The organism is Paraburkholderia steynii, from assembly GCF_900100565.1.
Classification (GTDB): Bacteria; Pseudomonadota; Gammaproteobacteria; order Burkholderiales; family Burkholderiaceae; genus Paraburkholderia; species Paraburkholderia terrae.
Genome location: NZ_FNDI01000016.1, coordinates 171,307 through 183,870, shown reverse-complemented (window position 1 = coordinate 183,870; position 12,564 = coordinate 171,307). Strand labels below are relative to the sequence as shown.

The 12,564-nt window shown below is 62.0% G+C and carries 10 protein-coding genes; 9 read left to right on the top strand and 1 reads right to left on the bottom strand.

Annotated features, from left to right (window positions below; translation table 11 throughout):
* Nucleotides 1-105: 105 nt before the first annotated feature.
* Nucleotides 106-1,143 carry a Gfo/Idh/MocA family protein gene (locus BLT65_RS27030; protein ID WP_091783118.1) on the top strand — a complete coding sequence of 346 codons (1,038 nt, stop codon included), beginning with the start codon at nt 106-108 and terminating at the stop codon, nt 1,141-1,143.
* Between the two features lie 13 nt (nt 1,144-1,156).
* On the opposite strand, the gene BLT65_RS27025 is transcribed toward BLT65_RS27030, so the two are convergent.
* Nucleotides 1,157-2,065: an NAD-dependent epimerase/dehydratase family protein gene (locus BLT65_RS27025; protein ID WP_091783115.1), complete on the bottom strand. Its 909-nt coding sequence runs from the start codon at nt 2,063-2,065 to the stop codon at nt 1,157-1,159.
* 105 nt (nt 2,066-2,170) lie between these two features.
* Here BLT65_RS27025 and BLT65_RS27020 point away from each other — a divergent pair, with 105 nt between their 5' ends.
* The 8 genes from BLT65_RS27020 (at nt 2,171) to BLT65_RS48470 (ending at nt 12,226) form a co-directional block, all read left to right on the top strand.
* On the top strand, nt 2,171-3,916 hold the full coding sequence (locus BLT65_RS27020) for an FAD-dependent oxidoreductase (RefSeq protein ID WP_091783112.1): 1,746 nt from the start codon (nt 2,171-2,173) through the stop codon (nt 3,914-3,916).
* Nucleotides 3,913-4,524, top strand: coding sequence for an NIPSNAP family protein (locus tag BLT65_RS27015; protein ID WP_091783110.1), 612 nt, complete (start codon nt 3,913-3,915; stop codon nt 4,522-4,524). The genes BLT65_RS27020 and BLT65_RS27015 overlap by 4 nt, the downstream gene beginning before the upstream one ends.
* 43 nt (nt 4,525-4,567) lie before the next feature.
* Nucleotides 4,568-5,404 carry a sugar phosphate isomerase/epimerase family protein gene (locus BLT65_RS27010; RefSeq protein WP_091783107.1) on the top strand — a complete coding sequence of 279 codons (837 nt, stop codon included), beginning with the start codon at nt 4,568-4,570 and terminating at the stop codon, nt 5,402-5,404.
* Between the two features lie 111 nt (nt 5,405-5,515).
* Nucleotides 5,516-6,370: an IclR family transcriptional regulator gene (locus BLT65_RS27005; RefSeq protein WP_091783104.1), complete on the top strand. Its 855-nt coding sequence runs from the start codon at nt 5,516-5,518 to the stop codon at nt 6,368-6,370.
* A gap of 128 nt (nt 6,371-6,498) precedes the next feature.
* Nucleotides 6,499-7,224 carry a helix-turn-helix transcriptional regulator gene (locus BLT65_RS27000; protein WP_244186631.1) on the top strand — a complete coding sequence of 242 codons (726 nt, stop codon included), beginning with the start codon at nt 6,499-6,501 and terminating at the stop codon, nt 7,222-7,224.
* 284 nt (nt 7,225-7,508) lie between these two features.
* Complete coding sequence (locus BLT65_RS26995) at nt 7,509-8,804, top strand: acyl-CoA dehydrogenase family protein (protein WP_091783097.1); 1,296 nt, start codon at nt 7,509-7,511, stop codon at nt 8,802-8,804.
* Nucleotides 8,805-8,938: 134 nt separating this feature from the next.
* Nucleotides 8,939-10,279, top strand: coding sequence for an acyl-CoA dehydrogenase family protein (locus tag BLT65_RS26990; RefSeq protein WP_042309526.1), 1,341 nt, complete (start codon nt 8,939-8,941; stop codon nt 10,277-10,279).
* Between the two features lie 390 nt (nt 10,280-10,669).
* Nucleotides 10,670-12,226, top strand: coding sequence for a methyl-accepting chemotaxis protein (locus tag BLT65_RS48470; protein ID WP_091783094.1), 1,557 nt, complete (start codon nt 10,670-10,672; stop codon nt 12,224-12,226).
* The last annotated feature ends 338 nt before the right edge of the window (nt 12,227-12,564 follow it).

Below are 12,564 nucleotides of genomic sequence, written 5' to 3'. Positions count from 1 at the left end.
TTTAATTGGAATAGTATTCAACAATCAAAGTGTATTTCATAAAATCCGGGTATTCACCTGGAAGCCCTTGAATGACCCTGTGTTCAACCTGAGGAGAGGAAGGAAATGGCAAGGAGACGTTTGGCGGTGATCGGCGCGGGCGCAATCGGACGGATGCACATGGAACGGGCGCGGCTGCACCCACAGGCCGAAGTGGTTGCGATTGCGGACCCGTCGCCTGCCGCGCGCGAATTCGCGCGTCAGGAAGGGCTGCGCTGGTTTGCCGACTACACGCCGATGCTCGACGAAGTCCGCCCCGAAGGCGCGATCGTCGCGACACCGAATGCGACGCATGTCGACGTGGGGCTCGCGTGCATAACGCGCGGCATTCCCGCGCTGATCGAAAAGCCCGTTGCCGACGATGTGGAAGCGGCGCAACAACTGAGCCGCGCAGCCAGCGACGCGAATGTGCCGCTGCTAGTGGGGCATCATCGACGGCACAATCCGATCCTGCGGCGCGCGAAGGAAATCGTCGTGTCCGGGCGGCTGGGCACGCCCGTCACCGCGAACGCGCTCGCGACGTTCTACAAGCCCGACGCCTATTTCGACGTCGAATGGCGGCGACGCGCGGGCGGCGGGCCCGTGCTGATCAATCTGATCCACGACATCGACATCATGCGATTTCTGCTTGGCGACATCGTCGAGGTGCAGGCGCTGACGTCGAATGCCGTGCGGGGTTTCGAGGTCGAAGATACGGCTGCCGTGTTGCTGCGCTTCGCTAGCGGCGCGCTGGGCACACTCGCCGTTTCGGACTGCGCGGCGGCACCCTGGAACTGGGACCTTGCGGCGGGCGAAGCGGCACACTATCCGCGCCAGCAGGTGAACACGCATTTTCTGATTGGCACCGATGCTTCGCTTACGCTGCCGCAACTCGACGTGTGGGAATACCGCTCGCGCAAAGGCTGGCACGAACCGTTGACCGTCGAGCGCAGCACGCCGCACAGCGCCGATCCTTATCACGAGCAGTTGCGCCACTTCGCCGCCGTGATCGCGCGTGAGGAAGCGCCACTGTGTTCGGTCGAGGACGCCGCGCGCACGCTGGCCGCGACGCTTGCGGTGCATCGGGCCGTGGCGGCGCGCGCGCCCGTCGCGCCGGCGCTTTGAGGTCGGGTTATCGTTATTGATGCGAGGCGTGCGGCAGACGGTAGAACGCTACCGTCTGCCGCAGACCTGCTTCGAGCGAGGTCTGCGGCAGGCCAGGCAGCAGGCGCTCCAGAGCGGGATCGTGCGGAAACGCAGTCGCGATGGGCAGCGAAGCACCAGCGGCATCGATGCGCGCACCCGGCACGATCGAGGCAATTCCGTCGATCACCGTCTGCACGGAAGCGATCTCGCCCGCGAGCGTGAACGCATGGGCGCCTTCCACATCGCGCAGCAAGGCCGCCTCGTAAGCGGCAGCTACGTCGTCGGCGTACACGAAACCCGTCGAACCCGTGAACGGCATCGTGTAGCGCTCGCCGCGCGCGGCCGCCCGGCACGCGAGGCTCGGACCGGCGCTCGATCCCGTCTCGCGTCCCGCGCCATACACGACCAGCGGGCGAAAACCGACGCTCGCGATCCCGTGGTCATTCCAGTACGCGCGCGCCGAGCCTTCGCAGGCGAGCTTGAATGCGCCGTAGTGCGTTTGCGGATATGGCGTCGCGCCGTCGTCGGGGCCGAACACGCCGGCGCTGCTTGCATAGAGCACGCGCTGCAGACCCGCCGCGCGCGCTGCGTCGAATACGTTCAGCGTGCCGATCAGATTGATCTGCGCGCCGCGCACGGGGTTGGCCGCGCAATCGGGCGTGAGGATGCCCGCGAGATGAATCACGGCATCGCAGCCGTCCAGCGCGCGCGCAACGTCGGCGGCTTGCGCGATATCGCCCGTGCGCCATTGGACCGTGTCCGCCTGTTCCGGCGACAGCGCATGCAGCAATCGCGGCTTCGCCTGCAGATCGAACGCAACGCATTCGATGCCGTGCGCAAGCAGCCGCCGCATGATCCACGCGCCCAGAAAGCCGCTACCACCCGTTACCAGTACTCGCATGTCCCTTCTCCTCGTCGCCATAAAAACTTTGCAAGATCGCAATTTGTGGAATAGTATTCCACAAAGAAAGTAAGTTCCATAGTTTCTGGAAGAGCAGAGCCGAAGATGAAGCGTGAAGCGATACTGGAATGCGATGTGCTGGTGCTGGGCTCCGGTGCGGGTGGGCTGTCGGCTGCCGTGACGGCGGCGGCGCAGGGTTTGCGCGTGATGGTTGCGGAGAAGGAAGACGTATTCGGCGGCACGACCGCGTGGTCGGGCGGCTGGATGTGGATTCCGCGCAATCCGCTGGCGACGCGCGCGGGCATCTGCGAAGACATCGACGCGCCGCGCACTTACCTGAAAAGCGAACTCGGCGCGCAGTTCGATGCGGACAAGGCGGACGCATTGCTGGAGCGCGGACCCGAAATGATCGAGTTCTTCGAGCAGCACACGGCGATGCGCTTCGTCGACGGCAATCGCGTTCCCGATTTCCACACGACACCCGGTGCGGCGACGGGCGGCCGCTCAGTGTGCGCGATGCCGTTCGACGGCAGGGAACTCGGTCCGCTGATCCACAAGCTGCGCGAACCGCTGTCGGTGATGACGATCAAGGGCATGGCGCTGGCGTCGGGGCAGGACCTCGCGCACTTCTATCGCGCGACGCGCTCCGTGAAGTCCGCGATTTACGTCACGCGGCGGCTGGCTGCGTTCGCGTGGCAGAAGCTGCGTCATGGACGCTCGATGCATTTCGTCAACGGTAATGCACTGGTGGCGCGCCTGTTGAAGTCGGCGGCAGATCGCAACGTGGATCTGCGCACGCGTGCGAAGGCAATTGGGCTGTTGCGCGACGACGCGCGCGTCACGGGCGCGCGTGTTGAAATCGACGGCGTGGTGCATGAAGTGCGTGCGTCGCGCGGCGTGGTGCTCGCATGCGGCGGCTTTCCACACGATGTCGCGCGGCGCGCGCGCACGTTTGCCTATACCCCTTCGGGCAACGAACATTGGTCGGCGGCGCCGCGCGCGAATACGGGCGACGGCATCCGCCTGGGGGAATCGATTGGCGGGCGCTTCAACGATGCGCTCGATGCGCCCGCGGCCTGGGCGCCCGTTTCGCTCGTGCCGCAACGCGGCGGCGATGTGGCGTTTGCGCATCTGATCGAACGCGCGAAGCCGGGTGTGATTGCCGTCACGCGCGCAGGACAGCGTTTCGTCAACGAGGCGTCGTCGTATCACGACTTCATGTCCGCGTTGCTGGGCACGACGCCGCGTGGCGCAGAGGTTTGCGCGTGGCTGATCTGCGATCACCGTTTTCAGCGCCGCTATGGGCTCGGCTTTTCGAAGCCGTTTCCGTTTCCGGTTTCGAGCTATGTGCGCTCGGGTTATCTGAAGCGAGGCGCGACGCTCGCTGAACTTGCCGCCGCGTGCGGCATCGATGCTCAGGGCCTCGCGAACACGGTCGCCGCCTACAACACGTATGCGAAAGACGGCTTCGATCCGCAGTTTCACAAAGGCTCCACGCCGTACAACCGCGTGCAGGGCGACCCGACGCACGAGCCGAATCCCTGTCTCGCACCGATCGAAAACGGACCGTTCTACGCCGTCAAGCTGCTGCCGGGTAGCCTCGGCACGTTCGCGGGCCTCGCCACCGATGCGAACGCCCGCGTGCTCGATCGCCACGACCACGCGATTCCCGGCCTCTACGCGGTCGGCAACGACAGCGCGAGCATGATGGGCGGCTGCTACCCGAGCGGCGGCATCACACTCGGCCCGGCGATGACATTCGGCTATCTCGCGGGACTTTCTCTTGCTGGTGCAGCGCAGCTTTCGACGCGCACCGGCTCTTCCAGCTCACATCAAGGAACCACGCAATGACACTCTATGACACAGTCACGCTCACGGTAAAAATCGGCACGAACGCGCAGGTGTTCGAAAGCATCAAGGCGAGCGGCAATCAGCCCGGCTCGACGTTGCTCGGCTGCTGGTATTCGGACATCGGCGCGCTCGGCAAGGTGATGGTGCTGCGCGGCTTCGAGTCGGAAGCGGCACTCGTCAACGAGCGCAAGCGTCTGCTGCTCGAAGGTAATCCGTTCGGCTGCGGCGAGTTCGTCGAAGACGTCAAGGTGGAGAGCTACGCGCTTTTTCCGTTCCTGCCGCCCATCGAACCGGCCATGCATGGCGGCATCTACGAGATGCGCGTCTATGGCACGAAGCTCGCGAGCCTTCAGCATACGATCGACGCATGGGAAAAGGCCGTGCCCGAGCGCACAAAGCGTTCCCCGCTGATCGGCGCGATGTATTCGCTCGACGGCACCGTGCCGCGCTTTCTGAACATCTGGCCGTATGCGGGCGTCGACAAACGCTCGCGCATTCGCGCGGAAGCGGTGAAGGACGGCATCTGGCCGCCGAAGGGCGGACCCGCGCATCTGACGACGATGGAATCGACGATCTACGTGCCCGCGCCGTTTTCTCCGCTGCGCTGAACGGTTACGCAACTCAGGACACGAACTGGATAAAGGAGACATGATGACTCAGGCTCATGCGCGCGCGCTGTCGCTTTCGGCGCTCACCGTGCTGGAACTGACGCCGCCGCAAATGGTGCAATGTGCGGTTGATGCAGGCTACGATTTCGTCGGCCTGCGTTTGCTGCCTGCGACCGATCACGAAGTGCGGCATGAAATCGTCGGCGATACGGCGCTCAAACGCGAGACGCTCGCGGTGTTGAAGGACACGGGCATGCGCGTGCTCGATGTCGAGATTGTGCGGCTGAAGCCCGATACCGACGTGGCGTCGTACAAGCCGATGCTCGAAACAGCCGCCGAACTCGGCGCGCGCTACGTGCTCGTGGCAGGCAACGATCCCGACGAAGCGCGCATGGCCGACCGGCTCGGCAAGCTGTGCGACATCGCGGCGCCGCTCGGCCTCACGCCTTCGCTCGAGCCGATGCCTTGGACCGACGTGAAGAACATCGCGCAGGGCGCGCGTATCGTCGAAGCGAGCGGCAAGCGCAACACAGGCCTCATCATCGATCCGATTCACTTCGACCGTGCGGCAGATTCGCTCGATGCATTGCGCGCACTGCCGCGTGAGTACTTTGGTTACGTGCAATTCTGCGATGCACCCGCTGAGCGTCCTACCGATCTCGATACCTTGCTGTTCCAGGCGCGTTGCGAACGGATGATTCCGGGTGAAGGCGGTCTCGATCTCGCTGGAATCTTGCGCGCGTTGCCTGAGCACTTGCCCGTCAGTGTCGAAGTACCGACGCAGCATTGGGCGAAGACGACCCGTGCCGTCGATCGCGCGCGCCGCCTGCATGAGGCGACGCGGGCGGTGATCGAACAGGCCTACGCGACAGCGACGTGAGCGCGGGCAATGATTGTTAGCCGCCCGCAGCGAAGGACATGCGAAACTGCTTGAATTCCACTATGGAATCATGTTCTCATTTGCGCGATACAGTTTAAATGAGAGTCCACTATGGCAGGCAATCTGGAGCGGGCGCTGGCAGTGCTCGAACTGCTGGCGAAGAACGGCGGGCGCATGCCGCTCGCAGCCATCGCCGACACGCTGAACATTCCGCGCTCCGGCACGCACCGTCTGCTGTCGATGCTGATCGACGAAGGTTTCGTGCGTCAGGACGAAGACCACGGCGAGTACATGCTCGCGCTGAAGCTGGTGTCGCTGGGGCTGATCTATCTGTCGACGAGCGGCGTGTCCGATATTTCGCAGCCGGTGCTCGACCGGCTTGCGGAAAGCTCGGGTGAGCTGGCGCGCCTGGGCGTGGTCGAGGACGACCACATAACGTTTGTCGGCAAGGCGCAGGGCGCGAAGTCGGGCTTGCGCTACGACCCGGACATGGGCAGCCAGCCTCCGCTGCATTGCACCGCGAGCGGACAGGCGTGGCTATCGACGCTGTCCGATGAACGTGCCATCGAGCTGGTGTCGAAACAGGGCGGCCTTGGGTCGAAATCGCTGAATGCGCCGCGTGCGCCGAAGACCATTCAGCAATTCCTCAAGGATTTGAACGGTGCGCGGCAACGCGGCTATGGCGTTGCGATCGAGACGTACGAGGCGGGCATGACATCGATTGCCGCACCCGTGCGCAATCCCGTCACCGACGAGGTGGTGGGCATCGTGAGTCTTGCGGGGCCGACGAGCCGGTTGCCGGAGTCGCGTCTGAAGGAACTTGCGCCGTCGCTGTTGAGCGCGGCGGCGGACATGGGCGCGGCGACGCTTAGTTCACCGCTTTTCAAGCGTACACCTGCCGAGGCGGTGCCAGCGGTGTCGGCGTCCGCGGCGAAGAAGCGCGCTCGGGCCGGGGCCAAGGTGTAGGCGGCCGGGGCACACGCGATAGCACGCCGATGCGTTCCCGATACATTCGCGATCCTTCGGAAGACTCATACATCGGCTATCCGGGGGCGACATGGCTGTTGACGCGACGTGTTCGAGTACCTTTTGACATGAATCCCGATTGGTATCGTCGTGATGAGGGGTGTATTCTTGTTCGAGGCTATGCGCCGCCCTTCATTCCGACGTCCAACGTTATGGCTACCGATCCGATGTCCGGCACCCGGCAAGGGATTCTGGACCAGCTCCTCGAACACAAGAACGGCATGACGGTCGATGAAATCATCGCGGCGGTCGGCATCAGCAGAACTGCGGTCAATCAGCATCTAATCGCTTTGGAACGCCGCAATTTCATTCAGAAGGGTTCACCGCGAAAAACCGGCGGGCGGCCGGTTCAGACCTACATCCTGACTCAGGAGGGGACGAATCAATTCCCCAAACAGTATTCATGGTTTTCGGCCTTGCTGGTATCCACGCTTCGCAGCGAGCTGGGTCCCGAACGACTCGATCGCTATATGTTCGACCTGGGCATGAAAACCTCGGCAAGCCTGATTCCGCGTCTGGTGGGGAAGACGCGTTCCGAGCGGATTACGGAGACCGTCGCGATCATGAACGAAGCGGGCTTTCGCGCCTCGGAAATCGATCCTGAAGGCGCGTCGAAGCTGTCCCGGGTGGAATGCACGAATTGCGTCTATCACGACCTCACGAAGGATTACCCTGAAGTTTGCCGCTTCGATATCGGGTTCCTGTCGGGTCTCATGGGAACGGAGGTCGAGCACCAGACCTGCATGCAACGCGGCAGCGATACCTGCCAGTTTCGCTTCAAGCCGTTCGCCTAGTATCTCTTCCGGTCGCAATCAGTCGTCACGCCTTAGCAGTTGATCACCACGTCTGCGTGATGCCCGCGCTCGCACCAAATCATGCGTTCGCATGCCTGCTTTTTGTTCCGTAGAAGCCCCTCCAGATGCGCTACGCCCTGACCGAAAACTAATTTGTAACAGTCCAGGCTTTCGACACTTTTGACAATTGATGGCGTCAAAAGCCCTGCCTATGCTGATGTCACCGACCCACTCCGAGTCGCGCAGCAACCATTGTTGCCTGCGGTCCCTCAAGGAGGCGCCAGATGACAATTGATTTCACGATGTCGGCCCATCAGAAAGCGGTGCAGATGAAGGCACGCAGATTTTCTGAATCCGTTCTAGCGTCAATGATTCCCGACGCCGACCGGGAACTCGATCTGATCAGCGCATTTGTCAGGCGCAAGCCTGCGTACATCGAGGCTTATCGTCAGGGTATTGCCACCGCGATGCTGCCTGCGGCATACGGCGGCGCGGGCCTGTCCTGTCTGGACTTCACGATCGCTACCGAAGAGATCTCCGCAATCGATCCGGGATTTGCCTGCACGGTGCTGTGCAATGGACTCGGATTGATGCCGATCGTCTGGTACGGGGATGAAGCGCAAAAGCGTCGCTTTGTAGGTGCCGCCACCTCGGACTCCGATGAACAATATCTCGCCGCGTGGACAGCGGCCGAACCGCCCGCGGCGACGCGGCCTGCAACGAGCTTCGATAATCCGCTGACGGCCGCCGGCATCGGACTGACGGCGACGCTTCGCGGCGATCACTATGTCCTGAATGGCCGGAAAAAGTGGTCATCGGCGGCGGGATGGGATGGCCGGGGGTCGAACTCGCAGATCGTCATCGCCCGCACGGGAGGGGAGATTGGCTGCATGAGAGGGCTGTCGGCAATCGTCGTGGAGCGCGGCACGCCCGGCGTGAGCTGCGGTTTCCCGGCGCACAAGGCTTATCGAAGCTCAACGGACGCGCTGATTGAATTCGACAACGCAGCTGTACCCGCTGAAAACCTGCTTCGCGGGACTGAAAGCAGGGGCGATCTGGTCATCAACCGGAATTTCGCGTGGTTCGGTCCTGTGGCAGCGATCGCGGCGGCCGGCGTTGCACGCGCAGCCTATGAAGTGGCCCTGCGATTCTCGAAGCGATATTCGGGCCGCTCGCTTCCGCCCATCAGGCAATTCGAGCATGTGGGCTATGTGCTCGGTGAGGTCGCCGCGAAGATCGAATCCGCGCGCTATTTCGCGTGGCGTGCCGCGGACTATCTGGACAAGCACGATCATCACGCGGAAATCTTCGGTGCGATGTGCAAGATCAATGTCACGGAAACCATGTTCGATTGCGTATTCAAATGCATGCAGATTGTCGGCGTGCATAACGTCGACAACCGATACAGCTTTAATCGAAATCTCCACGATGCCGCGTTGTTGCCGATCTTCGATGGCGGCAACATGGCGATGCAGCGCAGCCGGGTGAAAGGAGTCCTCGCGGACGAGAGCTTCAACCCGCGTGCGGCCATGGACGACGAGTCCATCTATTTTCAGAAGCCCATGGCAGCAACCGGCTAGGTCGCACTTGCAGTTGTTGCGCACACACGGAAATGATGCAGTTTGCTGTCTACCAAACCCAGCGCACTATGCTTCGATGAAATGTGGCGGCGCGACGCGCCGATTGGCAACCTGAAAAATTTCGAGTTCCTGCCATGTCGATCGATTTCACTTTGACTGCCGCGCAACAAAAGTTGCAGCGAAACGCCCGCGAATTCTCGGTGGAGATTCTCCAGCCTTTGGTCAAGAAAGCGGACGAAGAGCGGGACACGCAAAAGGCCTTCGTGTTGATGAAGGGCGCTTACCTCGAGTGTTACAAGCTTGGCTTTGCTACCGGTTTCCTGCCGCGTGAATATGGTGGCGGGGGCATCAGCAATCTGGATCTGCAGATCGTCGCCGAGGAGATAACGGCAGTCGATCCCGGCTTCGCAACCGTGCTGCTCGTGAACGGTCTCGCTCTCATGCCGCTCGTCTGGTTCGGCTCGGAAGCTCAAAAGAAAAAGTGGTTGGTGCAGGCAACGAGCGATCCGCGCGGCGAATACATCGCCGGATGGACCGTGAGCGAGCCGGTCGACGAAACCGGGGGGACGGCGAACTTCGATCATCCCGGCGCGCGTCCGGCGGGTATCGGACTCGTCGCGACGCATGACAAGGCGCGGGGCGAGTATGTCCTGAACGGCAAGAAGTATTGGCCTTGCAACGCAGGAGGATGGGACTTGATGGGCGCGGACGTGAACGTGTGCATCGTCCGCACCGACCCTGCAAAGGGCGGGCAAAAAGGACTCAGTGCGATCGTCGTTCCGAGAGGAACGGCGGGTGTCAGTTATGGTGAACCGATCTCCAAGCTGGGTCATCGCTTGTGTCAGAACAATGCAATCACCTTCACGGACTGCCGCGTTCCCGAAGAAAATCTCTTCGCCGTTGGCGATGGGGATCTCGTCATCAGCAAGGCATTCACATGGTCAGGACCGGTTGCCGCCATCGCGGCCGTCGGGGTCGCTCGATCGGCTTATGAGTTCGCGTTGCAATGGTCGAAGACGCGCAGCGCCGGTGGCGGCATGCCGATGATCCACCACCAGGCTGTCGGCTACATGCTTGCCGATATCGCGATGAAAATCGAAGCGTGTCGCGCGTTCTCGTGGAAGTCCGCGCATTACCTGGATCTGTTCGATTCGGACGGACATGCCGTCGGCGCGATGGCGAAGGTCTTTTGCGGAGAGACGCTGTTCACCACGGTCTTTCGCGCCCTTCAGGTGATGGGTGTCAATGCGCTCGACAAGCAGCATCCGATGGAAAAATTCCTGCGCGAAGCCGCTGTCTTTCCCTTGTATGACGCGGGGAATATCGGCATGCAGATGCGCAAGATCTGGGGCGTCATGCTCGATGAGAAGTTTGATCCGCGAGCGATTGCTGATTCGCGTCGCATGCCGTTTGAGAAATCGATGGAAGGCGCGGGCGCTTTGGTGCAACAGCAGAGCGACGCGAAGGCCCGATAGGATTCGTGCCCAATCGGGGCATTCCCGGCATCGAAAGGATATCGATACGGATTTACTAGTTAGCTCCCGCAAGCGCGCTGAAATATCGAATTGAAATGTTTAAATCGCCGGGCAAGTGTTGTGTGGTGAATTGTTAAATGCGTCAAATGAAAGCGAATGACAATTGGAAGAATATTCTGATTCACTCGTGTTAAATCACGATTCGGCATAATTTCCCCGTGCCGCGACCGGGTCAGGTCACGCAGATCAGGAGAGGAACGGTAATTCGCCGTGACAAAGACCGGCTCAAGTTCCAGATCGATGCGCCGTCATTCGTATCAGGGCCTCACGGTTTTTCGCGAGAGCCTTGGCTAATTCCTTTCTGCACGCTTAACGTGACTGCCTGGCAATATGTTCGAAAAAATTACGATCCGTGCCCGCCTTGCGCTGGCGATGAGTTTTCTCGGCGTTCTCCTGATCGCGGGAGGCGCAATGGGTATCGTCGGTGTCAATATGACAAACGGCGACCTCAAGAACCTGTATTCCGATCAACTTTCTTCATCTCGCAAGCTCAGTGAAGCGAGTGTCGCGCTGGCAAGATCGCGGCTCTGGCTGTTCCGCATCGCGCTCAATCCCGATGTCCCCGACGTAGAGAAGTTCGCGCAGAACGCGCGAGACCAGTTGGAGAACTCGCGCAAGGCGTGGGACGCCTATCGCAAGCTGCCTTTCGCCGACGACGCCGAAGCGAGCCAGGCCAACGAACTGAACGGCAAGCTTCAGAACCTCGTGACAACCGGCTACGAGCCGATCTTCCAGGCCATCGCGACACGCGACGGCGCGAGCATCAAGAGCGCTGTGCAGAACTCGTCGTCGGCGCTCTATCAGGATGTGACGGGCGGCATCGACACGCTGCAGAAGAAGCAGGCTTCCGTTGCCGCCACGACCTACGAACGGGCGCAAGCGCGCTTCGACTGGTTCGTGACGATTGCCGTCGCGGGTGTCGCCTTCGCGCTGATCGCCGCTGCGCTCGCATGGCGCTCGCTGCAACGCGCGATCGGCGGACCGCTGCAGGAAGCGCTCGCTCACTTCAAGGCGATCGCAAACGGCGATTTGACCGCACGCGTCGAAGTCCGCTCCCATGACGAAATGGGCCAGTTGATGAGCGGCCTTCAGGCAATGCAGCGCAAGCTCGTTGAAATGATCGGCACGGTCAGGGAGAGCGCAAGCGCCATCGACACAGCCGCGCAGGAGATCGCAGCGGGCAACACGGATCTGTCGCAACGCACTGAGGAACAGGCCGCGTCGCTCGAAGAGACGGCTTCGAGCATGGAGCAGTTGACGGCCACCGTGCGGCAGAACGCCGACAACGCGAAGCGCGCCACGCACCTCGCGGGCACGGCGTCCGACACCGCGCAGCGCGGCGGCGAAGTGGTCGGCCGCGTGGTCGAGACGATGCAGGGGATTTCGTCGAGTTCGTCGCGCATGAACGAGATCATCGGCACGATCGAAAGCATCGCTTTCCAGACCAACATTCTCGCGCTCAATGCGGCCGTCGAAGCGGCGCGCGCAGGCGACCAGGGGCGCGGGTTCGCCGTCGTCGCATCGGAGGTCCGCACGCTCGCGCAGCGGGTTGCGACGGCTGCCGGCGAGATTCGCGGCCTGATCGGCGAAGCGACGTCGCGCGTCGATACGGGGGCGACGCTGGTGCGGGACGCGGGCGGCACGATCGACGCGATCATTCGCGACGTCGCGCGCGTCAACGACATCCTGCAGGAAATCTCGTCGGCGTCCGAGGAACAGAGCACGGGCATCGGCCAGGTCAACACTGCCGTCAATCAGATGGATCAGGTCACGCAGCAGAACGCAGCGCTTGTCGAACAGGCTTCGGCGGCCGCGCAATCGATGGCTCATCAGGCACGCGGACTCAGCGACGCCGTGTCGATCTTCAGGGTCGGTGCAACGGCCTGAGTGGGATCTTCGGGGCGGCGGTGGACGTCGCCCATCTATCCCGTGACGGGACTTGCTCCCGTCCGTCATCGGGCCTTGGCGGGAATGCCGAGGCCTGTCTGCATCCGCTCGCAGCGCCGCCTTATGCAACGCGACAGGCAGCGCTCATGCCCTTTCCCGCCACGAGAAGCATAGCTGGTATGCATTGCCTGCAATGAGCGGGCACGACTGCAACCGCATAATCCTTGGACGTCAATTCGTGTGCCTCGCATGTGGATCCCGCACGGGACCACGCAGCGACGGCATCTCGACAAAGACCGACAGCGACAACAACGACAGGCCCTTGCCTGATGGAGATA

Bases quoted from the DNA above. Each gene is read 5' to 3' on its own strand.
- BLT65_RS27030 (WP_091783118.1), top strand. From the start codon at position 106: ATGGCAAGGAGACGTTTGGCGGTGATCGGCGCGGGCGCAATCGGACGG.
- BLT65_RS27025 (WP_091783115.1), bottom strand. From the start codon at position 2,065: ATGCGAGTACTGGTAACGGGTGGTAGCGGCTTTCTGGGCGCGTGGATC.
- BLT65_RS27020 (WP_091783112.1), top strand. From the start codon at position 2,171: ATGAAGCGTGAAGCGATACTGGAATGCGATGTGCTGGTGCTGGGCTCC.
- BLT65_RS27015 (WP_091783110.1), top strand. From the start codon at position 3,913: ATGACACTCTATGACACAGTCACGCTCACGGTAAAAATCGGCACGAAC.
- BLT65_RS27010 (WP_091783107.1), top strand. From the start codon at position 4,568: ATGACTCAGGCTCATGCGCGCGCGCTGTCGCTTTCGGCGCTCACCGTG.
- BLT65_RS27005 (WP_091783104.1), top strand. From the start codon at position 5,516: ATGGCAGGCAATCTGGAGCGGGCGCTGGCAGTGCTCGAACTGCTGGCG.
- BLT65_RS27000 (WP_244186631.1), top strand. From the start codon at position 6,499: ATGAATCCCGATTGGTATCGTCGTGATGAGGGGTGTATTCTTGTTCGA.
- BLT65_RS26995 (WP_091783097.1), top strand. From the start codon at position 7,509: ATGACAATTGATTTCACGATGTCGGCCCATCAGAAAGCGGTGCAGATG.
- BLT65_RS26990 (WP_042309526.1), top strand. From the start codon at position 8,939: ATGTCGATCGATTTCACTTTGACTGCCGCGCAACAAAAGTTGCAGCGA.
- BLT65_RS48470 (WP_091783094.1), top strand. From the start codon at position 10,670: ATGTTCGAAAAAATTACGATCCGTGCCCGCCTTGCGCTGGCGATGAGT.